This is a genomic window from Actinomyces radicidentis (assembly GCF_001553565.1).
Classification (GTDB): Bacteria; Actinomycetota; Actinomycetes; order Actinomycetales; family Actinomycetaceae; genus Actinomyces; species Actinomyces radicidentis.
Genome location: NZ_CP014228.1, coordinates 1,020,393 through 1,045,633, shown reverse-complemented (window position 1 = coordinate 1,045,633; position 25,241 = coordinate 1,020,393). Strand labels below are relative to the sequence as shown.

General features: G+C 73.7%; 22 protein-coding genes. 4 read left to right on the top strand and 18 right to left on the bottom strand.

Going from position 1 to position 25,241, the window contains the following annotated elements:
* Positions 1-113: 113 nt before the first annotated feature.
* The 3 genes from AXF14_RS04420 to AXF14_RS04410 all read left to right on the top strand — a co-directional run bounded on the left by AXF14_RS04420 (position 114) and on the right by AXF14_RS04410 (position 4,055).
* Positions 114-1,490, top strand: a complete 1,377-nt coding sequence (locus AXF14_RS04420; protein ID WP_067941172.1) for an amino acid permease — start codon at positions 114-116, stop codon at positions 1,488-1,490.
* Between the two features lie 232 nt (positions 1,491-1,722).
* Complete coding sequence (locus AXF14_RS04415; RefSeq protein ID WP_067941169.1) at positions 1,723-2,979, top strand: IS256 family transposase; 1,257 nt, start codon at positions 1,723-1,725, stop codon at positions 2,977-2,979.
* Between the two features lie 149 nt (positions 2,980-3,128).
* Entirely contained in the window at positions 3,129-4,055 is a 927-nt protein-coding gene (locus AXF14_RS04410; protein WP_211260134.1) for a hypothetical protein, read from the top strand.
* A 20-nt stretch (positions 4,056-4,075) separates the two neighbouring features.
* On the opposite strand, the gene AXF14_RS04405 is transcribed toward AXF14_RS04410, so the two are convergent.
* Both AXF14_RS04405 and tdh read right to left on the bottom strand, forming a co-directional pair.
* Positions 4,076-5,254 carry a glycine C-acetyltransferase gene (locus AXF14_RS04405; protein WP_067941167.1) on the bottom strand — a complete coding sequence of 393 codons (1,179 nt, stop codon included), beginning with the start codon at positions 5,252-5,254 and terminating at the stop codon, positions 4,076-4,078.
* Between the two features lies 1 nt (position 5,255).
* Complete coding sequence (tdh, locus tag AXF14_RS04400; protein ID WP_067941165.1) at positions 5,256-6,326, bottom strand: L-threonine 3-dehydrogenase; 1,071 nt, start codon at positions 6,324-6,326, stop codon at positions 5,256-5,258.
* A gap of 117 nt (positions 6,327-6,443) precedes the next feature.
* On the opposite strand from tdh, the gene AXF14_RS04395 reads away from it, so the two are divergent.
* Positions 6,444-7,439 carry an inositol monophosphatase family protein gene (locus tag AXF14_RS04395; RefSeq protein WP_067941163.1) on the top strand — a complete coding sequence of 332 codons (996 nt, stop codon included), beginning with the start codon at positions 6,444-6,446 and terminating at the stop codon, positions 7,437-7,439.
* 297 nt (positions 7,440-7,736) lie between these two features.
* Here the strand turns inward: AXF14_RS04395 and AXF14_RS04390 are convergent, their stop codons facing one another.
* The 16 genes from AXF14_RS04390 to AXF14_RS04315 form a co-directional block, all read right to left on the bottom strand.
* Positions 7,737-8,420: a response regulator transcription factor gene (locus AXF14_RS04390; protein ID WP_067941161.1), complete on the bottom strand. Its 684-nt coding sequence runs from the start codon at positions 8,418-8,420 to the stop codon at positions 7,737-7,739.
* A complete protein-coding gene (locus tag AXF14_RS04385; RefSeq protein WP_084355348.1) occupies positions 8,417-9,682 on the bottom strand; it encodes a sensor histidine kinase in 1,266 nt (421 codons plus the stop codon). The genes AXF14_RS04390 and AXF14_RS04385 overlap by 4 nt, the downstream gene beginning before the upstream one ends.
* A 153-nt stretch (positions 9,683-9,835) precedes the next feature.
* Complete coding sequence (locus AXF14_RS04380) at positions 9,836-10,555, bottom strand: class I SAM-dependent methyltransferase (protein ID WP_067941159.1); 720 nt, start codon at positions 10,553-10,555, stop codon at positions 9,836-9,838.
* A gap of 113 nt (positions 10,556-10,668) precedes the next feature.
* Positions 10,669-11,757: a YcaO-like family protein gene (locus AXF14_RS04375; RefSeq protein WP_067941157.1), complete on the bottom strand. Its 1,089-nt coding sequence runs from the start codon at positions 11,755-11,757 to the stop codon at positions 10,669-10,671.
* Positions 11,750-12,889 (bottom strand): iron-containing alcohol dehydrogenase, encoded by a 1,140-nt coding sequence (locus AXF14_RS04370; RefSeq protein ID WP_067941156.1) that lies wholly within the window; start codon positions 12,887-12,889, stop codon positions 11,750-11,752. The genes AXF14_RS04375 and AXF14_RS04370 overlap by 8 nt, the downstream gene beginning before the upstream one ends.
* Complete coding sequence (gene mpaD, locus AXF14_RS04365) at positions 12,886-14,175, bottom strand: daptide-type RiPP biosynthesis aminotransferase (protein ID WP_067941154.1); 1,290 nt, start codon at positions 14,173-14,175, stop codon at positions 12,886-12,888. The genes AXF14_RS04370 and mpaD overlap by 4 nt, the downstream gene beginning before the upstream one ends.
* A gap of 44 nt (positions 14,176-14,219) precedes the next feature.
* Entirely contained in the window at positions 14,220-14,969 is a 750-nt protein-coding gene (gene mpaM / locus AXF14_RS04360) for a daptide-type RiPP biosynthesis methyltransferase (protein ID WP_067941152.1), read from the bottom strand.
* Between the two features lie 849 nt (positions 14,970-15,818).
* Positions 15,819-16,541: an ABC transporter ATP-binding protein gene (locus AXF14_RS04345; RefSeq protein WP_067941146.1), complete on the bottom strand. Its 723-nt coding sequence runs from the start codon at positions 16,539-16,541 to the stop codon at positions 15,819-15,821.
* Positions 16,542-16,767: 226 nt separating this feature from the next.
* Entirely contained in the window at positions 16,768-17,658 is an 891-nt protein-coding gene (locus AXF14_RS13920) for a helix-turn-helix domain-containing protein (RefSeq protein ID WP_067941144.1), read from the bottom strand.
* Positions 17,659-17,714: 56 nt separating this feature from the next.
* On the bottom strand, positions 17,715-19,331 hold the full coding sequence (mpaP, locus tag AXF14_RS14715; RefSeq protein WP_067941142.1) for a daptide biosynthesis intramembrane metalloprotease: 1,617 nt from the start codon (positions 19,329-19,331) through the stop codon (positions 17,715-17,717).
* Between the two features lie 5 nt (positions 19,332-19,336).
* On the bottom strand, positions 19,337-20,326 hold the full coding sequence (locus AXF14_RS04330) for a glycosyltransferase family 2 protein (protein ID WP_067941140.1): 990 nt from the start codon (positions 20,324-20,326) through the stop codon (positions 19,337-19,339).
* Positions 20,323-20,520: a hypothetical protein gene (locus AXF14_RS13915; protein ID WP_067941138.1), complete on the bottom strand. Its 198-nt coding sequence runs from the start codon at positions 20,518-20,520 to the stop codon at positions 20,323-20,325. Before AXF14_RS13915 ends, AXF14_RS04330 begins: the two co-directional genes overlap by 4 nt.
* A 104-nt stretch (positions 20,521-20,624) precedes the next feature.
* On the bottom strand, positions 20,625-20,801 hold the full coding sequence (locus AXF14_RS13910; protein WP_169798249.1) for a hypothetical protein: 177 nt from the start codon (positions 20,799-20,801) through the stop codon (positions 20,625-20,627).
* A gap of 48 nt (positions 20,802-20,849) precedes the next feature.
* Positions 20,850-20,987: a hypothetical protein gene (locus AXF14_RS13905; RefSeq protein WP_169798248.1), complete on the bottom strand. Its 138-nt coding sequence runs from the start codon at positions 20,985-20,987 to the stop codon at positions 20,850-20,852.
* A 262-nt stretch (positions 20,988-21,249) separates the two neighbouring features.
* Positions 21,250-22,251 carry an IS481 family transposase gene (locus tag AXF14_RS04320; protein WP_067944005.1) on the bottom strand — a complete coding sequence of 334 codons (1,002 nt, stop codon included), beginning with the start codon at positions 22,249-22,251 and terminating at the stop codon, positions 21,250-21,252.
* A 96-nt stretch (positions 22,252-22,347) separates the two neighbouring features.
* Positions 22,348-25,203 (bottom strand): lysylphosphatidylglycerol synthase transmembrane domain-containing protein, encoded by a 2,856-nt coding sequence (locus AXF14_RS04315; protein WP_067941136.1) that lies wholly within the window; start codon positions 25,201-25,203, stop codon positions 22,348-22,350.
* Positions 25,204-25,241: the final 38 nt, after the last annotated feature.

Genomic DNA, 25,241 nt, shown 5'->3' with positions numbered 1-25,241 from the left:
CGTCGTGCGTCACCGTGACCGGGCAGACGCCGTCGACGCCCCGCTCGTCCCGCGGGTGCGGCGCGGCGCGGACGTAGGCTGCCCCGGTCCCACCCCCCGACGGAAGGACGGCCGTGGCCACCGGCGACGAGCACCTCCAGCGCAACCTCACCAACCGGCACATCCAGCTCATCGCGATCGGGGGCGCGATCGGCACCGGCCTCTTCATGGGCTCCGGCAAGACGATCTCGCTCGCCGGTCCGGGCGTCCTCGTCGTCTACGCCATCATCGGCGGGGCGCTCTTCCTCGTCATGCGGGCGCTCGGCGAGGTCCTCCTGTCCGACCTGCGCTACAAGTCCTTCGCCGACGTCGCCCACGACCTCATCGGCCCCTGGGCCGGCTACATGACCGGCTGGACCTACTACTTCTGCTGGCTCGTCACCGCCGTCGCCGAGGTCGTCGTCATCACCGGCTACCTGCGCTACTGGTGGCCGACCCTCCCGCTGTGGATCCCGCCCGTCGTCACCGTGGCGCTGCTGCTGTCCCTCAACCTCACCACCGTGAGGGCCTTCGGGGAGATCGAGTTCTGGTTCTCCATCATCAAGATCGTCGCGATCCTGGCGCTCGTCGTCGTCGGCGTCTGGATGGTCGCCACCGGCTTCACCGCGCCCAACGGCGCCCACGCCTCCCTCGCCAACCTCTGGAACGACGGCGGGCTCTTCCCCCACGGGTTCAACGGCTTCGCCGGCGCCTTCCAGATCGCCGTCTTCGCCTTCGTCGGCACCGAGCTCATCGGGACGACCGCCGCCGAGGCCGAGGACCCCGAGGTGACGCTCCCGCGCGCCATCAACGCGATCCCCGTGCGCATCCTGCTCTTCTACCTGGGGGCCCTCGCCGCCATCATGTGCGTCACCCCGTGGCGCGAGGTCTCCGCGGACTCCTCGCCCTTCGTCGCCATGTTCACGCTCGCCGGGCTGGGCGTGGCCGCGAGCGTCGTCAACTTCGTCGTCACCACGGCCGCGGCCTCGAGCGCCAACTCCGGCATGTACTCGACCTCCCGGATGCTCTTCGGACTGGCCGAGGCCGGGCAGGCGCCGGCGGTCTTCGCGCGGCTGTCCAAGCGCTCCGTCCCGGCGCCGGCGCTCCTGCTCACCTGCGCGGCGCTGCTCACCTCGATCCCGCTGCTCTACGTGTCCGACTCGATCATGGCGGCCTTCACCGCCGTCACGACGGTGGCGAGCGTGCTCTTCATCCTCGTGTGGTGCGTCATCCTCGTGTGCTACCTGCGCTACCGGCGGCTGCGGCCGCAGCTGGCGGCGCGCAGCGCCTTCCGGATGCCGGGCGGGCGGGCGGCCGCGTGGGCGTGCCTGGCGTTCTTCGTCTTCGTCACCTGGACGCTGACGCTCGCGGACGACACCCGTGCGGCCGTGGCGTGGAGCCCCCTGTGGGTGCTGGCGCTCGGGGTCTCGTGGTGGCTGCACCAGAGGCGGGCGGCGCGGGCCGCGGCGTGAGGCGCGCTGTCCACCAGGGCGCCTCAGAACTGTCGGCACTCGTCGGTCCCGTGCGTCTTCCCTGGTCAGGGGTCTGAGCCTCGGTCCGGTTGGCCGAGGCCGGGCTCCTGAGGGGTGCGTCCCTTAGCGTGGTGGCAATTCCCGCGGGGTCCACGGCGTCGACGGTCTTGTCGTCGGGTGGGCATCGTGGGACCCAGATTCTCGACCAGGATTCACTAGGAGTGCTCCCACGATGCCCGCCACCAAGTCTGCCGTGTCCACGCTGATCCAGGAAGTGCTGGCCGATCCCGACCTGGCTCACGATGACGTCTTCCGCCGTCTGCTGGGCGCGGGACTGCAGGACCTCATTGACGCCGAGGCTGAGGCGGTCATCGGCGCCTCGCGCTACGAGCGCACCCCCGAGCGAGTCACCCGCCGCAACGGGAAGCGCTCCAAGACGGTTGCGACCACCGCCGGACAGGTGGACCTGGCCATCCCCAAGCTCCGCCAGGGCTCCTTCTTCCCCAGTCTGCTCAACCCCCGCAAGAGGATCGACAAGGCCCTGTACGCCGTGGTCGCCACCGCCTGGGTCGAGGGGGTCTCCACCCGCAAGGTCGACGACCTGGTCAAGGCCCTGGGATGCGAGTCGGGGATCTCCAAGTCGTCGGTGTCGCGGATCTGCACCGACATCGACGAGGCTGTCGGCGCGTTCCTGAACCGACCCCTGGACCACACGTGGTTCCCGTACCTGTTCGTGGACGCCACCTACCTGGACGTGAGAGTCGGGCATCGGGTCGTCTCCCAGGCCGTCGTGGTCGCCACCGGCGTCTCAGCCGCGGGGCGCCGCGAGATCCTGGGCATGGCGGTGGGTGACAGCGAGTCCACCGACTTCTGGACCAGCTTCCTGCGGTCCTTGCGCGAGCGCGGCCTGAAGGCCCCCTCGCCCTCCGACCCCACCGGGGTGGTCATGGTCACCAGCGACGCCCACGCCGGCATCCGCGCCGCCGTCAAGGCGATCCTGCCCGGAGCGGCCTGGCAGCGCTGCCGCGTCCACTTCGCCCGCAACATCACCTCCCACCTGGGGTCGGTGCGCTCCAAGCCCGTCAATGCCCTGATCTCCACCGTGTTCGCCCAGACCACCCCCGAGGCCGTGCGCGCCACCTACCACCAGGTCATCGACTCCCTGCGCGCCTCCTTCCCCGACGTCGCCGACATGCTCACCGACGCCGAGGCCGACCTGACCGCCTTCTCGGTCCTGCCCAGGGAGCACTGGGTCAAGGTGTGGTCCAACAACCCCATCGAGCGCCTCAACCGCGAGATCAAGCGCCGCGCCGACGTCGTCCAGGTCTTCCCCAACCCAGACTGCGTCACCCGCCTTATCGGCGCCGTCCTGCTCGACCAGCACGAGGAATGGCAGTACGGGGAACGCCGCTACCTGTCCCAGACCTCCATGCAACGACTCACCCACACCCTCGCCGACACCACCCAGCCCATCACCCTGACGGCCTGAAAGAACACCACAACAAGGGACTTGACCCTCCTGAGGCGCCCTCGTGGACACCTTCTCCACAGGTCTCCGCCTCGCCCGGGCGTTGCGGTGCCACCGACCGGCAGGCTGCCTGTATGAGACGTGCAGAGGCCGCCAGCAGGATCATCGACTTGCTCCTCGTCGCCAACGGAGCACTGAGGGCGCCTGACCTTCATCTGGACCGCACGACTCGCCGCGCCCTGACAGATCTCGTCGAGCAGGGCGCCGTCATCCGGCGGAGTGCCGTCATCCACCTGCCCGGCGCTGATCCGGAGCTCATCCGCTGCCACGAGGACGGTGTCCTCCTGACCTGCGAGGCCGGCGCGCGGGTCTACGGGCTCCCCTGGTACGGGCCGGGCGGACCGGCGCACGTGGCGATGGACAACAGGCGAGGACGCCCCGTGCGGACGCAGCGCGGTGAGGTGCACCGGGAGAAGGGACTGACGCTGCCGGGCCCGCTCGATCCGCCGGTCGTGGAGCCCCCGATCCTGGCCGCGCGGGTGCTGAGGTGCGCGAGCGAGGTCCAGTCCATCGTCGTCGTGGACGCGATCCTCAACCGCGGGCTCGCCTCCCGTGAGGAGATCGCAGCGCGCCTGCGGGGCAACAGGCATGGTGCCCCGCAGGCGCGCCGACGCCTCGCTCGCGCCAGCGAGAAGGCCCGATCAATGATCGAGACCGTGGCACGGCTGGAGCTCGAGGACGCCGGTCACTCGGTCCGCCCCGGTGTCGTGGTTGAAGGTGTGGGTGAGGTCGATCTGATCGTGGATGACCGCCTCTGCGTGGAGACCGATGGCTACGCCTACCACTCTGCGCCGGGCCCCTGGACCAAGGACCGCCACCGCGACCAGGCCATGCTCGGCCGCGGTACGCCGACTGTTCGTCTCACGTACGACGATGTCATGAGCAGCCGGGCGGTGCCCGTGGTCGAGCAGGCCCTCCTCGGGTTGGGACGGCTGTCCACCAGGGCGCCTCAGAACGCCAGGGGTGATGCTCGCCGGTGCATCACCGCAGGTCAGACGGTTGGGAACCGAGAAGGAGCCCGGCTTCCAGCCCTCTGAGGCGCCCTGGTGGACAACCGTCACCCGGCGACGGCCTCGCGGGCCCGGACGAAGGCGTCGACGCACTCGCGCACGTCCTCCTCCGTGTGCGCCGCGCTCAGCTGCACCCGGATCCGCGCCCGCCCCTTGGGCACCACCGGGTAGGAGAAGGCGATGACGTACACGCCCTCCGCCAGCATCCGGTCCGCGATCGCCACGGCCTCCCGCTCGCTCGCGAACATGACCGGGATGATCGGGTGGCTTCCCGGCAGCAGCGTGAACCCGGCCTCCTCCATGAGGGAGCGGAACAGCGCCGCGTTTCGCGCCAGGTGGGCGCGGGACTCGTCCGCGTGCCGCGCGATCCGCACCGCCCGCAGGCTCCCGCCGACCACCGCCGGCGCCACGGTGTTGGAGAACAGGTACGGGCGTCCGCGCTGGCGCAGCAGGTCGATGACCTCCTGCGGCCCGGCCACGTAGCCGCCGCTCGCCCCGCCGAGCGCCTTGCCGAGCGTCCCGGTGAGCACGTCGACCTCCACCCCGAACATCTCCGGCGTTCCCGCGCCGGTCGCCCCGATGAAACCGACGGCGTGGGAGTCGTCCACCATGACGAGCGCCCCGAGCTCCTCGGCCACGGCCACGATCTCCGGCAGCGGCGCGTAGGAGCCGTCCATGGAGAAGACGCCGTCGGTGGCGATCATGATCCGCCGCGCGCCCGCCGCGCGGGCCTCCGTCAGCCGTGCCCGCAGGTCGTCCACGTCGCCGTTCCTGTACCGGTAGCGCGCCGCCTTGCACAGGCGCACGCCGTCGATGATGGAGGCGTGGTTGAGCTCGTCGGAGATGATCGCGTCCTCCGCGGCGAGCAGCACGTCGAAGATCGCGCCGTTCGCGTCGAAGCAGGAGGAGAAGAGGATCGCGTCGTCGGTGCCGAGCCAGTCGGCCAGCTCGCGCTCCAGCTCGCGGTGCGGTGTCTGGGTGCCGCAGATGAAGCGGACCGAGGACAGCCCGAAGCCCCACTGGTCGAGGGCCTCGTGGGCGGCGTCGCGCACCCGGGCGTCGTCGGCCAGCCCCAGGTAGTTGTTGGCGCAGAAGTTGAGGGCGGAGCCGGTGGTGGTCTCGACCTCGGCGCCCTGGGCGCTCGTGATCTCCCGCTCCTCCTTGTAGGTCCCGGCCTCGCGGATGGCGGCGAGCTCGGCTCCGAGCTCCTCCTTGAAGGCGTACATGTCAGTCCTCCCAGTTGATGATGACCTTGCCGCACTCGCCCGAGCGCGCGGCGTCGAAGGCGTCCTCCCACTGCTCGGGCGCGAAGCGGTGGGTGATGATGCCGCGCACCTGGTCGCGCAGCTCGGGGCCGGAGCCCAGCATGAAGGAGCCCTTGTACCAGGTGTCGTACATCTCGCGGCCGTAGACGCCCTGGATGGTGAGCATCCGCGTGATGACCTGGTTCCAGTCGATCTCGTAGCCGCCCTTGGGCAGTCCGAGCATGGCGATCCGGGCCCCGTGGTTGCAGACGTCGATCATCTGACGGGTGGCGGCGGGCGCCCCGGAGAGCTCGAGGCCGACGTCGAAGCCCTCGGTCATCCCGAGGCGCGCCATGACCTCGCGCAGGTCCTGCCGGGCGGTGTTGACGGTGACGGCTCCGACGGCGTCGGCGAGCCCCAGCCGGTAGTCGGACAGGTCGGTGATGACGACGTTGCGGGCCCCGCAGTGCCGGGCGATCGCGGCGCACATGACGCCGATGGGGCCGGCGCCGGTGACGAGGACGTCCTCGCCGGCGAGCGGGAACTGGAGGGCGGTGTGGACGGCGTTGCCGAAGGGGTCGAAGAGGGCGCCGAGGTCGGGGTCGATGGCGTCGTCCTGCGGCCAGACGTTGCGGGCGGGGACGACGACGTAGTCGGCGAAGGCGCCGTCGCGGTTGACGCCGATGGAGTTGGTGCGGATGCACAGGTGGCGGCGTCCGGCGCGGCAGTTGCGGCAGCGGCCGCAGGTGATGTGCCCCTCGACGCTGACGCGCTGGCCGACGGAGAGGTAGTCGGTGTCGTCGTCGGCGGTGGTGGCGTCGGTGGCGGTGCCGCGCCCGATCTCGACGATCTCGCCGTAGAACTCGTGGCCGAGCGTCATCGGCGGGTGGAGCTGGGCGGTGGCGAAGTCGTCCCAGCCGGCGAGGTGGAGGTCGGTGCCGCACAGGCCGGTGCGCAGGACGTGGATCTTGACCTCGCGGAAGCCGGGGTTCGGCTCGGGGACGTCCTGCAGCTCGAGGCCGGGGCCGGGGGCGGGTTTGCGCAGTGCACGCATGGGGTCTCCTCGTGCGGTGGTCGGCGCCGCGCGCCGTCGCGCAGCTGGCCGTGGGCAGCCCTCGTGAGGCATGGCCCGGGTCATAGGCTACCGACCGGAACCGCCCGAGGAGGACGCATGACGACGACGCAGCCGCAGGCCCCCGCCGCCGGGGCCGGCCTGCCCGACCCGCTGACCCTGCTCCCGACGGCGCTCGACGCCGTGCGCGCCGGGGCCCGCCTCGCCCTCGACCCCGGCGAGGCCCTCGAGATCGGGACGAAGCGCAACCGGAACGACGTCGTCACCCAGGTCGACCGCGGCGTCGAGGCCCTCATCGCGGGACGGCTGGCGGCCACCGGCTGCGCGCTCGTGGGGGAGGAGGGTCACGCGGCCGAGTCCTGGGCCGGGCGCGTGTGGGTCCTCGACCCGATCGACGGGACCCTCAACTACGTCGCCGTGCACCGGCACTGGGCGATCTCGCTCGCGCTCGTCGAGGACGGCGAGCCTGTGCTCGGGATCGTCGCGGACCCGGTCGACGACCGCCTCCACGTCGCGCTCGCGGGCAGGGGTGCCTGGGAGGGGCGGCTCGTGCCGCGGCTCGACGACGGTGACGACGGCACTGCGGCGGGCTCGTCGGCCGCCGTGGCCGGCGCCCCGGATGCCGGGCGACCAGTGGCCGACGGCTCTTCCGCGGATCCGTCGGTCGCGGCGCCCGACGCCGCAGACGGCGCACCCGCCGACGTCGTCCCCGCGGAGGTCGCCCGCCTCGTGCCGGGCGCGCACCTGCTCCGCGTCGAGGACGTCCCCCTCGCCGATGGCGTCGTCATCGCTCACGCCCACGGGTTCGCGGCCCTGCGCCACCTGCCCGCGATCTGCGAGTCGACCCGCGGGATGCGCTGCTACGGCGCGGCCGCCCTCGAGCTCGCCGAGGTCGCCGCGGGGCGGGCCGCGGGCCTCGTCCACACGCGGCTGCAGCCCTGGGACGTGGCCGCCGGGGTGCTGCTGTGCGCGGAGGCGGGCGCCGTCGTCACCCGCCTGGACGGGACGCGCGTCGACGTGCGCGAGCCCGGCTCGCTGCTGGCCGGGACGCCGAGCGCCCGGGCTGAGCTGCAGCGGCGTCTCGTCGAGGGCTGACGCGGCTCAGAGGGGTGGGAGGACGTCCGGCGCGGAGTCGGCGCGTGCGGGCGAGGGCTCGTGCGCGGCCCGGCGCCGCGTGTCACCCGAACCAGTGCCACGGCATCCACGGGGGGAAGCGGGAGTTGGTCGACATGGGGCTGCAGATGATGGGGAGGAGCATGGTGGCGACGCTTTCTGAGGCGTGGTGGGCGGTGCCCGTCTGACAGGGATCACCCTGCCGTGAGGGAGACCCCCGCCACATCCTTCGATCGGATCCTCCGATCGGTGATCTCCGCTCCTCCGATGGGTGGTGGGTTAGACCAGCCCGGTGCGCAGCGCGTGGACGACCGCGCCGACACGGTCCTGGACCCCGAGCTTGGCGATGAGCGTGGACACGTGGGTCTTGACGGTCGCTTCGGAGAGGTTGAGCCGCTTGGCGATCTGCTTGTTGGACAGCGCCTCGACCATGAGGCTGAGGACCTCGAGCTCCCTCGGTGAGAGCGCCACGGCGGGCGGGAGGGCGCCCGCAGCGGGAGCGGACCGCACTGGAGCCGCGGGCGACGGGGCGAGGGCGGGCGGGACACGGTGCCCGATGATGGCGGAGGACGCGGGGGACAGGACCATGTTCCCGGAGGCGACGTGCCGGATCGTGTCGGCGAGCGTGCCGATGGGGTCCTCCTTCGCGATGAAGCCGCGCACGCCGGCGGCCAGAGCCCGGTCGAGGACCGAGTCCGCGACGAAGGTCGTGAGGATGAGGATCGCGATGTCCGGCATCTCCTCGTGGAGGGCCTCCGCCAGGGCGATCCCGTCGAGCCGGGGCATCTGGACGTCGACGAGGAGGACCGTGACCTCCTCGCGCTCGGGGTCGCGCAGGTGCTCCAGGGCCTCGAGGCCGTCGGACGCGGTCCACGCCACACGGATGTCGTCGGTCGTGGCGAGGAGGTCGGTGAGGGTGTGGCGGACGAGCGCGTCGTCGTCCGCGATGCCGACGTGGATCATGGCTTCTCCGTTGCAGGGTCGGGAGGAGGAGCGTCTGCCGCGACGGCAGCCGCCCCGAGCTGGTGGGTGGACAGGGGGACGGTCGCCGTGCAGATCCAGGAGTCCTCGTCCGCCAGGGTCGTCAGGGTCCCCTGGATGGCGTTGAGGCGCTCCCGCATCCCGAGCGTGCCGGTGCCCGATCGCGGGAGCGGGGAGGTGCTCCGGGCGATGCTGTTGGTGCTGACCAGCCAGAGCGACGTCGGACCGAGGGAGAGGGTCATCGTGACCGGGCCGCCGGCGTCGCCGTGCCGCATGATGTTCGCTCCCATCTCGCGCGCCACCCGTGACAGGGTGCTCGCCTGGAGCATCGAGGGCTCGGCCTGGCCGACGCACCGGTAGGTCACGTCGAAGCCGGCGGCGGCGACGTCGTCGGCGATCGCCTGGACGGCGACGGGCAGGGCGGTGGTGCCCCCTCCCAGGCCGGTCGTCGTGGAGACGTCCTGGTACAGGTCGGGCGTGGAGTGCCGCAGGGTGCGCAGCAGGAGCCGGAGCTCATGGAGGGCGTCCGAGGCCGTCGCCTCCAGGGCCGCGAACTCCTGGCGCGCCTCCGGGGAGTACCGCTCGTCGAGGGAGGCCCGCTGGGCGCGCAGCGCCGTCTGCGACATGGAGTACGCGACGAGGTCGTGCATCTCGCGCGCGATCTCGAGCCGCAGCGACTCGAGCGTGTCGGAGGCGGCGCGCCGCTGTACGTCGAGCTCGCACACGATGAGGCCCAGGGGCACCATGACGCCGCAGGTGATGCCCGTGATGAACAGCGTGTTGACGTCGCTGTTGGTGGGGCTGCCGCCGGCGAGGACCGTTACGGCGCTCGTCCAGAAGGGGGAGGTGCCGATGAGCACCCCGAGCGGCCTGAGCAGGAGGAAGACGGTGAGGAAGCAGAAGAGGAAGGTCGTGACGAGGAGGTCGCTCGCGTAGGCCGTGGGGTGGATGAGCAGGAGCACCCAGGTCAGCGCGTAGGCGACGCTCGTGGCCAGGGGCCGGAAGGGGAGGAGGACGAGGAGGACGCCGGCGACGAGGACGAAGGACCAGTCGGCGAGTGGTACAGCGGGCGGGAGGACCCCGTTGATGAGGATGTTCGCCGTCGCGAAGACCACGGCGATGGCGACGAGGGTGCGTCGCCGAGCGAAGGCCTCCGCGATGGACACGGGGATGCGGGTGCCGACGGCCGGGCGGTCGGCGGTCCGTGCGCCGTGCCGTCCCGCGCGCAGCGCGAACCGCCTCATGGTTGCCCCTCACCCGTGGCCGTGCCTGACGACGTCGACCCTAGCCGACGCGGTACGCGCGGAAGGGCGCAGAAGGGCCTCGGGGACCGCGCGCACGCAGCATGCCGCTCGTCGACCCGGGGACGGTGGGCCGAAGGGCCCGGCCGGAGCCGGTCAGCGGCGAGCAGGGGCGGTCGCGGCGATGACGACGGCGGCGTGACCGCGGAGAACGGGGTCGGGGACCGAGTGCTGGTAGTCGACCTCCAGGCCCAGCGCCCGCAGACGGGCGCTGATCCAGGCGGGAGGGGCCGAGTGGACCTCCTGGACGGTGCGCGGTCCCGATCCGGTCAGGACCGCGCGGCGCAGCCCGCGCGCCGGGTCGACGACCTCCGTGTAGCGCCCGCCGTCGTCGAGGTCCACGGTGGTGGTCCGCGCCCGGGTGAGGGTGACGTGCTCGGTGGAGACGATGAGCGACCCGCCCGGTGCGAGGAGGGCGGAGGCCTCCTCCAGGAGGTCGAGCTGCTCGGGACGGGCCAGACGGGTCAGCCCGGCCGCGGGGAGGACGACCGCGCGGAAGCGCTCGGTCAGGGCGAGGCCGCACGGCCCGTCCACGAGGACCTCGACCCCCTGCGAGGCCCCCGGCCCGGCGGCCTCCAGCACGCCCCGGAGGGCCGCCGCGCCGAGCGGGTCCGGCTCGACGGCGAGCACCCGCGCGCCCGCGCGGGCCAGGGCCAGGGTCACGCCCCCGCGACCGCTCCCGATCTCCAGGACCCGGAGCGCCGGGTCGGCCCGCAGGACCGCCACGACCTCCAGGACGGAGCGGATCTCAGCGGGCGGGGCCTCGGACGGCGCGCGCCCGTGGACGAAGAGCGGCCGGCTCGACTCGTCGCGCACGGTGCCTCCTCTCCTGGCTGGTGGGACTCTCCTTGCTCCACCTTCGGACGGTTCGGGCCGGTGCGGATCGGCCCATCGGGTCACTCGATCGGCCGATGCTCGGCCGTCCGCACTCAGATGACGGGATGTGGCAGCCCGTGCGCGCCGCCGCGCGACAGCCGCCGGCCGGTGTCGCCGGTCTCGTCCGTGATGAGGGGCACGAGACCGGGGTGCTCGACCCGCCCGGCGTGCCACCCGGCCGCTGCGACGGCGTCGGGCAGGGAGCCGGTGAGGTCGGTGAAGCGGGTGCCCGCCTCGAGGTCGCGCCAGGGGACCGCGGGGAGGTCCTCGGCGCCATCGGCGTCCGCGACGGCCGCCAGCCACCGGCGGAAGGCCTCCACGTTGCCGTCCGCGCCCCACCACCGTGCCCGGTCGGTCTCGCTGCGCACCGCGCCCGGCGCCGAAGGCCGGCCGACGCTCCGCCGCATGCCGGTGTAGAAGTCGTGGACCTGGCAGGCCTCGCGCGAGGCGGTGCGCAGCGCGGCCTCCAGGTCCGCGTCGCACCCCAGGCCGCAGGCGACGATCTCGCGCGGGACGTCGAGGAGCGCGTACATGGTGACCACGGTGCTCGTGCACCGTGACGGCAGGAGGACCGGCACCAGCTCCACGTCGGCGTCCGCGAGGCGCTCGAGGACACGTGTCATCGACCCCAGCCGGAGCAGGCTCTCGGCGGGGTCGAGCAGCCTCACCGACCCGGGTGCGTACCACCCGCGCATGGCGGCGTCGCGCTCGAGGAGCTCGCGCAGCCCGCGGGCGCGGCAGAAGTCCGCGGTGGGGCCCGCGGCGGCGCCGGAGGGGCCGGCGTCGGGGAAGAGGAGCGGCGCGCCGGCGCGCTCCTGGGCCGCGACCGCCCAGCGCTCGACGATCTCGCCCGCGGCGCGCACGACGACGTCGCGGCGCGTGGGGCCGCAGGCCCCGGCCCCGTCCGACCGGAAAGGGACACCGCCCGGGGTGCTCGGGCTAAGGACGCAGTCCCCGGTGTCCGCGCGGTCGAGGGGGAGCGCCCCGAGCGACCACAGGAGCCTCTGTCCGGCGGCGGGCGGCAGGAGCAGCGGGGCGGAGACCATCCCGTTGCGCGGGTCGAGGACCGCGGCCGGGTCGGCCTCCTCTCGGAGCCCGGGACCGCCGGCCCCCGCGCGGACCGGTGCCGTCGAGTCAGTCACGGCTCCCCGCCTCCCCGAGGACCGGGGCGAGGAGGCGATCCAGCTGCTCGGGGGCGAAGCGCCCCATCATGGGCAGCCTCCCGCCCCAGCGGGCGCGCAGGCGGTCGGTGGTCCGCTCCAGGGCGTGCGGGGGAGCGTCGAGCGCCGTCGGCAGGCCGAGCCCGCCCAGGTCGAGGGAGGCCGAGGGGAGGAGCCGGTTGAGGCGCTCCGCATCCCCCCACTCCTCGTGCCCGGCGCGGACCAGCGCCACCCATTGCTCGAGCAGGGCGGCGAGGGCGACGTTCTTCCTCGTCCCCAGCACCATGGACAGCTCGGTGGCGACGAACCACACGGGGGAGGGGGCGCTTCCCCGCCCGGCGAGCGAGGAGCCGCGGTGGGTGAGGGAGGAGGCGAGCGCGGCCGCCCGTAACAGCTCCTCGGTGGGGCAGCGGCCCGAGCGCAGCCGGTCGAGCAGCGCGAGGAGGTGCGCGGCCAGGGCCTCGGCCTCCCACTCGCAGGGCTCCAGGGCGCTGGGGGTCGTGACCGCGGGGGCCAGGACCCGGCTGAGGGCCTCGACGAGCCCCTCGATGACGAGCCGGTCGGGCAGGGTGGTGAGGAGGGCCGGGTCGATGACGGCGTGGTCGGCGGCGAGGGCCGGAGAGGCGACGAGGCTGCGGGCCCGTTCGCCGTCGGCGCCCCAGGGGTGGTCGAAGCAGGCGCCCGCGCTCGACTCGGACCCGGTCCCGGTCGTCGTGGGGACGAGGGTGAGGTGCCGGCGTCGGGGCAGGCGCCCCAGGCTGACGAGGCCGCAGCGCTGGGAGGTGCGCTCGATCCGTGGGGCGGTCCCGGGGTGCTCGGCGAGGAGGAGGGCGAGCTTCGCCAGGTCCATCGTGGCGCCGCCGCCCACCGCCAGGACGCCGGAGGGGTCCTGCTTCTCGATCGCCTCGGCGGTGGAGCGGACCGTCGGGAGGTCGGCGGTGCCGTGGACGGCGACGACCCTCGCGCCGGCGGGGAGCGCGGAGGCGACGTCCTCGCGGACGGCGTCGTCGACGAGGACGAGCTCGGGTCGCCGGGTCAGGCAGGAGGCCCAGGGGCCGACGCAGAGGCCGGAGGCGGGAGGCAGGAGGACCGGCGGAGCCGCGGGCGCGCTCATGCCGCGCTCACCGCCCTGAGGCCGAGGACCTCGGTGACGGCCTGGTGGACGCGGTCCATGAGGAGGTCGAGGTCCGCCTCCTCGTAGACCAGGGCCGGCACGACCTGGAAGGAGCTGGGACCCGGCTGGACCACGGCGCCGGCGGCCCGGCAGCGGGTGATGAGCTCGGTGACGCCGGCGGCGTCGAGGCCCGGCACCGTGAGCGAGCGGAAGCAGCCGGCCCCCGTGGTGCGCGCCCCGGGGACGGCGTCGGCCAGCTCGCGGAGGCGGGCGTCGAGCTGGGCGGCGACGCGCTCGCCGCGACGCAGGACGTCCTCGGAGCGGAAGGCCTCGATGGTGGCGAGGATCGCGGCGCAGGAGGCGGGGGACCCCGCCTGCGTCTCCCCGTGCATGACGGGGGAGTCGGCCTCGTCGAGGACGCGGGTGACCTTCGGGGAGAGGAGGACGACGGAGGCGGCCTGGGTGCCGTTGGTCAGCCCCTTGGAGGACGCGAGGACGTCGGGGGCCTCCGGCCACCGCTCCGAGGCGAACATGGGGCCGGTGCGACCGAAGCCGGTGGCCACCTCGTCGGCGACGACGAGGTAGCCGTGCTCGCGCCGGCCGGCGAGGACCTGCTCGAGGAAGTCCCGGCCGACGACGTGCGTCCCGGAGCCCTGCACGGGCTCGATGACGACGGCGGCGACGCGCTCGCTCTCCCGCTCGAGGAGCCGTGCCAGGTCGCGGGGGCGGCGGTGGTCGACGTGGCGGACGGTGCGCAGGTCGACGCCGTAGGCGCTCTGGCACAGGTCGTCGCCGGTGAGGGCCATCGCCCCCATGGTGGTTCCGTGGTAGGAGCCCTTGAGGGTGACGAGGACCTGGCGCGAGGGCTCGCCCCGCAGGAGCTGGTACTGGCGGCACAGCTTGATGACGCTGTCCAGGGCGGCCGAGCCGGAGGTGGTGTGGAGGACCCGGTCGTAGCGGTCGGTGCCGGCGACCTCGAGGACGGCGCGGCTGGCGCGGTCCGCCCAGGCGTGGCTGCCGCGGAAGCTCGTGAGGTAGGAGGCCTCGAGGAGGGCCGTGTGGACGGCGTCGGCGACGCCCGTGTGACCGTAGCCGAGGGGGACGTTCCACAGGCCGGAGATGCCGTCGAGGGCCTCGCTGCCGTCCGCGTAGCGGATCCGGGTGCCGTGGGCCGCGACGGGGTACGGCGTCGTGGAGAAGGCGGAGGGCGGGACGAAGAACTGGGTGGTGGGGCGGGCGGCCCGCGGTGCCCGGGCGGTGGGGGCGGTCCTGTCTGCGGTGGCCATGACGGGGCTTTCTCGAGAGGGGGGGGATGAGGTGGGGGCGCGGGTCAGAGCCCGCGGGGGCGCTCGGCGACGATGAGGACGCTGCCGTGGCCGGACAGGGGCGTCCCGCGGGTGGGGCGCTGGGACAGGATCTCCAGGCCCAGCGCGGTGAGCTGGACGGTGATGCGGGGGGCGGGGGCGAGGTGGAGCTCGCTGACGAAGGTCTCCCCGCCCCAGGTGAGGACCGTCCGACGGGTGCCGCGTGCGCGGTCGACCTCCTCGGTGAGGCTGACGCCGTCGCCGAGGGCGGTCGTGATGCTCGTGGGCGCCTGCGGGGAGACGGTCGTCGTGGACAGGACGAGGCGGCCGCCGGGGGCGAGGTGGTGGGCCGCGCGCTCGAGCGCACGGCGCTGCTGCTCGGCGCGCAGGAGCGTGATGGAGACGGTCGGCAGGCACACGGCCCTGAACCGCTCCTGCGCCGTGAAGGTCGTCATGTCCGCGCAGCGCACCTCGACGCGCTGGGCGATGCCGGCGTGGAGCGCGGCCCGCTCGGTCAGGCGCGACCGGAGGATGTCCAGCATGTCCTCGCTCAGGTCGGTGGCCAGGACGCGGTGCCCGGCGGCCGCCATCGGGAGGGTGACCCGGCCCGAGCCGCTGGCCATCTCCAGCACCCTGAGGTCGTCCAGGGCCGGGTCGTCGATCTCGGCGAGGGCCTCGAGGACGTCCTGGACCTCGGTCGTGTCGTGGAGGCAGAGGTCGTGGTAGTGCTGGGCTCCGGCGCCGGTGTACAGGCTCGCGAGGGCGGTGCCAGCCATGGAGGTCGCGCCTCCGGGTCACGAGCACGGTGACGGCTCCCAGGAGGAGGACCCAGCCGACGAGGGCCGCTCCGGAGGCGACGGCCCCGGCGTCTCCGACGACGGTCGGGTCCAGGCACAGGCGCGTCTGGAGGTTCCCGGGCATCCAGGTGCCCACGCGGACGGGGACCCAGGTGATGAGCACCGGCTCGATGAAGGTGGTCCAGGCGACGAGGACGAGCACGGTGGACACGGTGCGTCGCAGGAGCCAGCCGAAGCAGGTGCCCCACGGGGCCGCGAGGACGGACACGAGGACCACGCCGAGGACGGTCCGCCAGAAGCTCTCGTCCAGGCTCATCGTGAGGCCCCTGCTGTGGAGCATGACCGCGGCCGTCCCGGCGCCGGTCAGGACGCCGACGACACCGAAGGCGAGTCCCCCGGGCAGGGCGGCCAGCGCCTGGCGGGCCATGAGCCGGGCGACGCCGCCGTAGCGAGCGACCTGGCCGGTGACGGTCCCGTCGTGGAAGTCGCTCGTGACCCGGGTGGCGCTCCACATGGAGACGAACAGGAGGAGGGCGAAGCCGAGGCGGGTCATCCGGAGGGCGACGTCATCGACGGCGGCCTGGTCGGCGCCGGCGACGTCCTTGAGGAGGGTCGTGCCGTTGCCGAGGGCGGAGATGGTGGTGAGGACCGCCCCGACGAGGAGGAACACGAGCCAGCTGCGGTCCGTGAGGCCGGATCGGAGCACGCTGAGGAGCGGGTGCGGGGTGCCGGCCGTCGAGCGGGCTCGGCGCGTGCGCGCGGCGGGCTCGGCGCGGTGGCGTGCGCTTCGCCGGGCGGCGGGGACGGGACGGGTGGCTGCGGTGGTGCTCATGCTGCGAGGCTCCTGGTGGTCGGGCTGACGAGGGACAGGTAGGCGTCCTCGAGGGAGGAGCCGTGGAGGCGGAGCTCGTCGAGGGTTCCGCTGAAGACCTGGTGCTGCTTGATGACGACGACGCTGTCGACGACCCGCTCGATCTCGGAGAGGATGTGGCTGGAGACGAGCAGGGAGCCGCCCGAGGCGACGTGCCCGAGGAGGACCTCGCGGATCCAGTGGGCGCCCTCGATGTCGAGGCCGTTGGTGGGCTCGTCCAGGACGAGGACCTGGGGCTCGGCGGTCATCGCCGTGGCGAGGCTGACGCGCTTGCGCTCGCCGGTGGACAGCTGCTTGACGCGGCGGCGCAGGAGGCGGCCCAGGTCGAACTCCTCGATGAGGGAGCGCATGCGGCGCTCTCCGACCCCGGTGCTCAGACGGTGGGCGGCGAGGTGGTCCCCGACGGTCTGGCCCGCGGGGAGCCCGGTGCCGTCGAAGGCGAAGCCGACGACGTGGTCGACCCGGGGGACCTCGAGCGGGCGGTGCCCGGCGATCGTGATCTCGCCGGAGCTGGGGCGCAGCGCACCCTGGAGGAGACGCATCGTGGTGGTCTTGCCGGCCCCGTTGGGGCCGAGGAGCCCGAGGGCCTGGCCGGGCAGGAGGGAGAAGGTGACGTCGTCGACGGCCGTCGTCGAGCGGAACCGCTTGGTGACGTGGTCGATGTCGATGAGAGTGGGCACCGGTCCGTCCTTTCTGTGGAGGGGTTCTCGAGGGGGTGCCTCTACTCAACGTCCTGGCGGGCCGGGTGGGATCCGCTGACCGGGTCAGTCGTGCGGGGCCCGGCGACGGCGCCCGGGTCCGCCGATCGGCCGAGGCCCCGCCGGACGTCGGAGGCTCCCGCGGCGGAACGCGGGGCGGGGTGCACGGTCAGCCGTGCACCCCGCCCCGCGTTCCGCTCGTGGGCTCTCAGACGAGCGCCGCCTGGCCGAGGATCCCCGCCTCCTCCAGGGCGCTCATCGCCGCGCGCACCTGCTCGGGTGAGAGGCCGGTGCGCTCGGCGAGGGTCTCGGTGTCCGGGCCGAGGGTGAGGACGAGCTCGAGGAGGAGGGCGAGCTGCTCGGGGAGGCTGAGGAAGCGCCCCGTGTCTGGCAGGAGGCAGCGGTAGCCGTCCTGGGTGCGCAGGATGACGGCCGTGCGGGCGTCCTCGGTGAGCTCGGCGGGGGCGTGCTCGCCGAGGCGGGCGCCCAGGCCGGAGACGACGACGTCGCGGGCGTCCCGGGTCCGCACGCTGCGCAGGGCGGCGACCAGGGTGAGGTAGCGGGGCAGCCAGGGCCGGCCGCCCGTGTCGCGCCCGAGGGGGCTCGGGGCGCCGGGCAGGCAGGGGGAGGCGCCGTCGGCGGTGAGGGTGCACCGGCCCGCGGGCAGGTCGCCGGAGGCGAGGGGCCAGGCGTCCTCGAGGAGGACGAGGGGGCTGAGGAGGTGGTCCGGGACGTAGCCGGTGGCGACAGCGTCGTCGGCGTCCTCGAGGAAGGCGTCCCAGTCGGCGTCGCCGGCCAGGCGCAGGAGGGTCGGTCCGGTGCACGGCAGGTAGGAGGCGAGGACGTAGTCCATGACGCTGATCTCGAGGGCGTCGTCGACGACGATCTGCTCGCAGTCGGCGTCGAGCTCGCCCTCGCGCAGGAGGAGCTCCTGGCCGGGAGCGGTCTCCAGCTCCTCGGCGGCGATGACGAGGGCGTCCTCGGGCAGGTCGTCGGGGGCGGGACGCAGCCCGGCGGCGACCCAGACGACGGGGCGGCTCGTGGGGGCGCCGGTGAGGAAGGCGTGGAGGTCGGAGAGCGCGGGGGAGGGGGTGGTCATGGTGGTCCTTCGTGGTGGTGGGGTCGGTGTGCGGACGGAGGGCTGTCGGAGCGCTGTCAGAGCGCGGACAGGGCGAGAGCGGCTTGCTGGCGGAGCAGGACGGCCAGCGGGCGTGCGGGGCCGGTGATGGTGACGCGGCCGGTCGTGCCGGAGGCGAGGGCCCGGTCGGCGCCGGCGCCGGGGACGATGAGCAGGCACTGGGACGGGGACAGCGTGCCGGTTGTGCGGACGGGGGAGACCGCCTGGCGGGGCAGGGAGCAGGTGCGCGTCCCCGTGACGGTCCCGTCGGTGAGGGTCGGGCCGGTGAGGAGGCCGGCCCGGTGGAGCGCGACCTCGGCGCCGTCGTCGCTCGCGCCGGAGGCGGCGATGACCTCCGTGCTGCCGTAGGCGAGCACGGTGCCGTCGTCCTGGACCTCGAAGCCCATCGAGGTGGAGGCGGACACGGGTACGAGGAGGGTGAGGGCGACGAGGGCGGTGCTGACCAGCGCCAGCCGGCGACGGTTGGACGCGGGGAGCTCGCGCAGCACCCGTGCCCCGCCGGTCAGCAGGCAGGCCGCGGCGGCCAGGACGAGGCCGACCGCCACCACGAGGCCGGGCAGGCCGAGCCGGAGGAGCTGGGGCAGGAGGACGAGGAGGCCCGCCCACACGGCGACGACGGGGGCGAGGACGCAGCCCAGGCCGAGGGCGAGGACCCATCGCGGGGCGCCCTCCGCGCCGGGCGCGCCGGCCAGGCGCGAGCGCGTCGCGGCGATGGCGTCGCGACGCAGGTTGGGGCGGTCCAGCCAGCCGGCGAGGGCGACGTAGCCGTCGAGCTTGAGGAGGGGCAGGAGGTTGATGAGGGCGGTGAGGTAGGTCGCCGCCCCGTACCAGGCGAGGACGCCGGAGACCGCGCCGTCGGTGAGCTCTGAGCCCAGGAGGGCTTCCGCGCCCAGGCAGGTCTGGGCGACGACGCCGGCGGAGGCCACGGCGACGCGGTGGCGGCGCGGGAGCAGCCAGGCGTCCGTGACGTCGCAGAAGGCGGCGGGCGCGAGGTAGAACACCATGAGGCCGACGCGGTGGGGGAGGCCCCCGAGGGCGGAGAGCGTCAGTCCGTGGGCGAGCTCGTGCACGACGGTGGTCGCGAGGAGGGCGACGACGACCACGAGGTAGGAGCCCGTGGGCATGACCCGGTAGAGGGGACCGAGGGGGTCGGCGATCGCCTGCAGGAGGGGGAGGACGCCGAGCAGGGACGTGAGGACGGCGAGCCAGCCCGCGTGGCTGCGGCGGAGCCGCTCGAGCACGGGGCGGCAGGCCGCGAAGAAGGGTTCGACCCGGTTGAGGCAGAGCTTGAGGACGAGGGCGCCGTCGTGGTCCACGCTGAGCGCCCGGGGGCGCTGCTCGGCGTCGGCGGTGCCGTCCTCCGTGAGCAGCTGGTGGAGCGCAGGCGCTCCGGCGACGTCGCGCACGAGCTGCGGGGTCCAGGGGGCCCGGGCTCGGTCGGCGAGCTCCTGCGCGGTGAGTCCGCCCGGGGAGCCCGCGAGCAGGAGCAGGAGCGGTCCCAGGTCGGGGCCGACCTGGAGGAGGCGGCCGCGTGCGTCGCGCACGATCCAGCGCGTCCGCTCCGCCTGGGGAGGGATGACCTCGACGCCCGGGCGCAGGCGCAGGGGCGGGGGCAGGACGGTGGTGTCGGACATGGCGATCAGGCTCCAGGGCGTGTGGTCGGTGCGGGTACGGTGGTGAGCGTCTCGGTCGCCTCGGCGACGAGGTGGGGGAGGCGGGTGGGCAGGAGCCGGCGGATCTCCTGGGCGTGGCGGCGTGTGACGACGGGTGCGCCGAAGCCGAGGGTCCAGCCCTCGCGGGTGGGCAGGGCGAGGAGGCTGAGCCAGGCGGGCAGCTCGGTGCCGGGCTGCGCGTGGGCTCGGGCCCAGCGCTCGACGGCCTCGGTCGCCTCGGTTCGGTCCGGCACGGTGGCGAGGGTGAGGGTGGGGAGGAATCGCAGGCGGTTGCGCCGGGTGGTGGGGGCCAGGGGGATGGTGACGGTGACCGCGTCGTCGAGGTGGAAGCGGGTGCCCCGCCCTGACAGCCGCCACCACAGGTCCCAGTCCTCCATGCCCCCGTACGAGGGCCGCCAGCCGTCTCGGCCTCGCAGGAGGCCGGCCCGGTGGACGACGCGGGTGGGTTCGAAGAGGGGGTCGAGGACGGTGCTGGTCCGGTCCCACGTGCCGCCGTGCCGGCTCAGGGCGTGCCCACCGGTCGGTTCGGTGTAGGAGGCGCCCGCGACGTGGACGGTGTTGGGCGGGAGCTCGGCCAGCGACTCCAGTGAGCGGGCCAGGTGGTCGGGGGACCAGGTGTCGTCGTGGTCGACGTAGGCGATGACGCTCCCGCGCGCCTCGGCCAGGAGTCGTGCGCGCACCGGTCCGGGGTCGCCGTGGTGGGCGAGCTCGAGGAGGCGGACGCGAGGGTCCTCGGAGGCGGCTGCGCGGACGACCTCGCGGGTGTCGTCGGTGGATCCGTCGTCGCCGACCAGGAGCTCGAGGCGGCCGTGGCTCTGGCCGAGCACGGAGTCGAGCGTGCGGGTGAGGGCGGGCCCGCGGTCGTAGGCGGGGCAGATCACCGAGACGAGGGCGCGGTCCGGGTCCAGGCCGCCCGGACCGCCGCCCTCCCCCGACGTCCTGGTCGACGTGGTCACCGAGGCGTCCGCTTGGAGCGGTTGAGGCCGATGGCGATGCCGCCGCCGAGGGCGCACAGGGCGGCGAGGCCGAGGCAGGTGTAGGCGGCCGGGCCGACGGTGCCGACGGCGATGAGCACCGCGGTGAGGGCGCCCAGGACGGCCGTGAGGCTGAGCAGGACGGTGGGCAGCAGGTTGGTGGTGGTCGAGTTCATGGTGGTGCTCCAGATCGTGGGGGGGATGGGTGGGGGCGCGGCTCGTGGGCCGCGGGGTCGGCAGCCGCCGGTGCGGCGGCTGCCGACCCCGATGCCGTGGCCGCTCAGGTGAGGGCGACGCCGACGGCGATGCCGCCGACGACGACGCCGCCGGCGCCCACCCCGATGGCGACGCCGCCGTAGAATTCGCCCCAGTTCCACGGGGCGTCGAGGGACTCGAGGGGTTCGATGTCCGCGATGATCGAGGCGAAGGCGAGGTCGGTGTCGAGCGTTGAGGTCATGGTTGTCTCCTGACGTGCGTGGCTTGGATGAGGGTCTGGGGCGGGGGCTCAGGTGAGGGCGACGCCGATGGCGATGCCGCCGTAGATGAGGCCGCCGGAGGCGACGCCGCCGACTCCGATGCCGACCGTCCACTCCAGCCAGCCCGGCGCCTCCAGGGTCTCGAGCTCGGTGATCGTGGTGTTCATGGGATTCCTTTCAGGGTGGAGGGTGCTCGCGCCGTCGTGAGCGTGGTGTCGTTGTTGACGAGGCCCATTCCAGTCGTCCGCGTCACGCACGGTATCGGCCGGTCGACGGGGTCGATCGGATGGTTCGGACAGTGAGGCGGTGGCGCCGGAGCCGCCGTCGACGACGTCGCCCCGGCCGGTCGGAGGAGCCGACCGCCCGGGGCGATGAGGTCGTCGTGGTGCTCGCGGCCGAGCCCTGGTGAGGGCGTCCGCCGCGCGCTGCCTAGATGTACTTCCCCGTGAGGTTGTGAACGCGGTCTGAGGGGGTCTGGCCGCCGATTCCGGTGTGGGGTCGGTGGTGATTGTAGTAGTGCAGCCAGGTCGTGTAGGCGGCGGTTCGCTCTGCCTCGTCGGTGTAGACGGCGGCATACGCCCACTCGGCGGCGAGAGTGCGGTTGAAGCGCTCGACCTTGCCGTTGGTCTGCGGCCGGTAGGGCTTGGTCCACTTGTGCTTGACGGCCTGGCCGAGGGCATCAGCGAAGGCGCGCGAGCGGTAGCAGGCGCCATTGTCCGTCATCACGGCGGTGACGGTGACGCCGAGGCCGGAGAAGAACGCGTTCGCTCGTTGCCAGAAGGCGGCCGCGGTCTCCTTGCGCTCGTCGTCGAGGATCTCGGAGTACGCGACCCTGGAGTAGTCGTCGACGGCGTGGTGCAGGTACCGGTAGCCGCGCGAGCCCGGCGCCCCTGCCCTGGCGGCTCGATCGCGCACAGCGCCCGCGGTGCGGTCCTGGACGGATCCGCGACCGTGGACCCGCCAGCCGCCGCCGTCGGGGATGCGGCCTTGCTTCTTGACGTCAACGTGCACCAGCAGGCCGGGCGCAGCGACCTCGTACCGCCGCGGTGCCGGCTTGCGCACTGGCAGCCCGGTGGACTGGTCGATGTTGGCCAGCTTCGGCATGTGATAGCGGGCCAGTACCCGTCCGACCGTGGAGCGGTGCAGCCGCAGGTGATAGGCGATCCGGTGGGGACCCCACCGACGTGTGAACCGCAGCGCGATGATCCGGTGCTCCGTCCTGCGAGGCAGTCGCCCTGGGGAGGAACTCGGCCTCGAGCTTCGGTCGGTCAGCTCCAGCCCGGACCGGTACCTGTCCACCCACCGCTTCGCCGTCGCCGGCGAGCACTGGAACCGTTCGGCGGCGCGCCGCAGGGACCAGCCCTGATCGACGACGAGAACAGCGAGGCGACGACGCCCCTCCGGCGTCAAAGGCGCGTTAGCGTGAGTCATGAGGACCTCCGTGGTCAGGATGCGAGTGCGGTAACCCACATCCTGCCCGGAGGTCCTCGCTACCTCGACCGTTCACAACCTCCCGGTGAAGTACACCTAGAGGTCGCCCTTCTTCTGGAGGCGCTGCAGGCTCAGCCAGCCCACCGGGATCGGGATCCAGAAGGTGACGAGGCGGTACACGAGCGCCGTCGACAGGGCCACACCGCTCGGTACGCCCGCCGTCGCCAGACCGGCCGTCAGCGCCAGCTCCACCGGGCCGATGCCACCGGGGGAGGGCACGATCGAGCCGACCGTGTTGGACGCGAGGTACGTGATCGCGAGGACCGAGAAGGACAGGGTGTAGCCGAAGGCCCACAGGCTCGCCCCGAAGGCCAGGATGTAGGAGAGCGACAGGATGATCGTGCCGCCCACGCCCGCGGCCAGACGCACCGGGTTGGACACGACCCACACGAGCCGCGGCCACACCTGGCGGTAGGTCGGCTCGATCTTCGCCCAGATCCAGGTGCGGACCTTGGGGATGACGAGCGCGATCGCGACGGCTGCGACGAGCACGAGCGCCAGGGCGATGACCCAGCCGGACGGCAGCGTGAGCCCCGTCGACTGGCCGGTCGTCGCCGCGAGGATGAGCAGCAGCACGACGGTGACGCCGAACTGGATGACCTGGACGAGGGCCACGGTGGCGACGCCGATCGCCGTCGGGACGCCCTTGCGGTTGAGGAAGCGCAGGTTGATGGCCGCACCGCCCACTCCCGCCGGCGCGACGAGGGAGACCACCGAGCTCGCCAGGTGCACCTCGGTCGACCTCCACAGGCTCAGGCGCACCGGGGAGAAGGCCACGAGCGAGATGCCGGCGCCCACGTAGGTGGCCAGGGAGAAGACGAGGGCCCCGAGGATCCACCACACGTTCGCGTCGGCGACGGCGGAGCTGATCTCCTCGAAGTTCATCCGGCCCAGCAGCGTGTACAGGGCGACGAGCGCGATGACCGCCATGATGACGGTGCGCGCCGAGAAGCGGTTGAGCTTGGCGGGCTCCGCGTGCGCCGTCGGCGTGAGGGAGACGAGGGCGTCGCGCAGCTCCTGGAGCACCTTGCCGCGGCGGCCCATCGCCTCACGGGTCGCCACGGGGAGGACGACGCGCTGCAGCATCGGCGCGATCGAGGCGAGCTGCTCGGTGGTGAGGGAGCGGGAGGCGGTCGCGATGGCCCGGTCCAACCCGGCGACGGAGGCGACGAGGGCGAGGGTCTGGGCGAGGTCGACGCGGCGGGACAGCTCGGTGGAGATCGTCTCGCCGGAGTCCCAGTCGAGGAGCCAGACGCGGCCGGTGGCGTCGACGATGACGCTCGAGCCGTCGATGGCGCGATGGGCGAGGCCGGCGGCGTGGGCGCGGCGCACCTGGTCCCACAGCTGGGCGAGGACGTCGTCGCTGGCCTCGTCGCCGAGGTCCCCGAGCGAGCGGGCGCCGACGATGTGGTCGGTGACGAGGAGGACGGACTCGTCGGCCTCGGCCATGCCGAACAGGCCCGGGGTGCGCACGCCGGCGCGGCGGGCCTCGAGGGTCATGAGGGCGGCGTGCTCGGCCGCGGGGCGCACGGACAGGTCGCGGTCGGGGGAGAGGCCCTTGACGCGCAGGCGGTCCCAGACGGTGGAGAGGAAGCCGGCGACCTGGCGGTCGGAGTCGAGGAGGGTGACGTCGCGGCGGCGGCCCTCGGAGTCCCAGACGGCGTAGAGGCGGTGGGCGGAGGGCCGGCCCTCGACGAGCGCCCCGGAGTGGGCCTCCGCGAGGACGGCTGCCAGGTCGACGTCGTCGGCGGGGACGATCCGGTTGACGTCCTCGGGCTGCCCGTCGAGGCCGACCGCGCCGTCGTCGTGCTGGGAGGAGCCGAAGAGGGAGCCCTGGACGGCGTCGCCGCCGCGGTCGGGGGCAGCGCCCGCGGCGTCGGGGGAGGGGGCGTCCTCGGGGACGGCGACCTCGTCGGGCAGGTCGTCCCCGACGCCGGGGAGCTGCTCGTCCGGGACGGGCGCGGTGAGCGGGTTCTCGCGGACGCGCTCGGTGTAGCCCAGGGGCGAGTCGGTCGTGACGGTCCAGGCCCGGGACTCCGGGGCCGGGTCCATCCGGACGACCCTGACGGCGTCGACCCCGGCGCGGCGCAGGGCCCGGACCAGGTTGATGCCGTGGACGCGGCGGTCCTCCACCCCGAAGGCGTAGCGGACGGCGACGCCGACGAGCCGTCCCAGCAGGACGGACAGGACGGCGCCCGGCAGGCTGAGGGCCGAGCGCAGGACGGCGAGGCCGACGACGGTCCACACCGCGGCCCAGCCGTAGCGGACCATCGAGGAGGAGCGTCGCTCGCCCGCCGCGGTCAGCAGGGCGGCCAGCGAGGCGAAGGTCGCCGAGATGCCGATCTGGGCGCTGCCGGAGGCCGTGACCGTGAGACCGGAGACGAGCGCTGTCGGAGCCCAGGCAGCGACGGCCGCGTGCGCGAGGACGCCGATGAGCCAGCCGCCGACGGCGGCGAGGCCGGACAGGGCGGCGCCGCGCCAGGCGCGGTGGAGGACCTGGTCAAGGAGGACGGCGATCGGGAGGATGAGGGTGGCCAGGCCCTCGATGGCCTGCAGGGGGAAGACGAGGATCTGGCGGAGCACCACGGCGAGGGCGTTCTGGACGTCCTGGGTGACGCCGGTGGTGGTCTCGTGCGCGTAGGCGGCGAGGATGAGCATGGAGCCGACGCCGAGCACGCACAGGACGAGGTCGAGGAGGTCCTCGGTGCGGCGCAGGCGCTGCAGCGGGGCGTCGACGAGGAGCGTGCGCGAGCGGACCACCGGCGCCGAGCGCGGCCGGGGCGGGGCGACGGGTGCGACGCCGATGCGGGGGATGCCGACGGGCGACGTCGCGGGCGCGGGTGCCGGGACGTCGGGGGCGTCCGGGCTGGTGGGAGCGGCCTCGTCGGTCATGGTCGCGAGTGTAAGGGCGGGGCCGGGTGGCGGCGGCC

Bases quoted from the DNA above. Each gene is read 5' to 3' on its own strand.
- AXF14_RS04370 (WP_067941156.1), bottom strand. From the start codon at position 12,889: ATGAGCGCGCCCGCGGCTCCGCCGGTCCTCCTGCCTCCCGCCTCCGGC.
- AXF14_RS13915 (WP_067941138.1), bottom strand. From the start codon at position 20,520: ATGAACTCGACCACCACCAACCTGCTGCCCACCGTCCTGCTCAGCCTC.
- AXF14_RS04415 (WP_067941169.1), top strand. From the start codon at position 1,723: ATGCCCGCCACCAAGTCTGCCGTGTCCACGCTGATCCAGGAAGTGCTG.
- tdh (WP_067941165.1), bottom strand. From the start codon at position 6,326: ATGCGTGCACTGCGCAAACCCGCCCCCGGCCCCGGCCTCGAGCTGCAG.
- AXF14_RS13920 (WP_067941144.1), bottom strand. From the start codon at position 17,658: ATGACCACCCCCTCCCCCGCGCTCTCCGACCTCCACGCCTTCCTCACC.
- mpaP (WP_067941142.1), bottom strand. From the start codon at position 19,331: ATGTCCGACACCACCGTCCTGCCCCCGCCCCTGCGCCTGCGCCCGGGC.
- AXF14_RS13910 (WP_169798249.1), bottom strand. From the start codon at position 20,801: ATGACCTCAACGCTCGACACCGACCTCGCCTTCGCCTCGATCATCGCG.
- AXF14_RS04395 (WP_067941163.1), top strand. From the start codon at position 6,444: ATGACGACGACGCAGCCGCAGGCCCCCGCCGCCGGGGCCGGCCTGCCC.
- AXF14_RS04390 (WP_067941161.1), bottom strand. From the start codon at position 8,420: ATGATCCACGTCGGCATCGCGGACGACGACGCGCTCGTCCGCCACACC.
- mpaM (WP_067941152.1), bottom strand. From the start codon at position 14,969: ATGGCTGGCACCGCCCTCGCGAGCCTGTACACCGGCGCCGGAGCCCAG.
- AXF14_RS04405 (WP_067941167.1), bottom strand. From the start codon at position 5,254: ATGTACGCCTTCAAGGAGGAGCTCGGAGCCGAGCTCGCCGCCATCCGC.
- AXF14_RS04320 (WP_067944005.1), bottom strand. From the start codon at position 22,251: ATGACTCACGCTAACGCGCCTTTGACGCCGGAGGGGCGTCGTCGCCTC.
- mpaD (WP_067941154.1), bottom strand. From the start codon at position 14,175: ATGGCCACCGCAGACAGGACCGCCCCCACCGCCCGGGCACCGCGGGCC.
- AXF14_RS13905 (WP_169798248.1), bottom strand. From the start codon at position 20,987: ATGAACACCACGATCACCGAGCTCGAGACCCTGGAGGCGCCGGGCTGG.
- AXF14_RS04315 (WP_067941136.1), bottom strand. From the start codon at position 25,203: ATGACCGACGAGGCCGCTCCCACCAGCCCGGACGCCCCCGACGTCCCG.
- AXF14_RS04385 (WP_084355348.1), bottom strand. From the start codon at position 9,682: ATGAGGCGGTTCGCGCTGCGCGCGGGACGGCACGGCGCACGGACCGCC.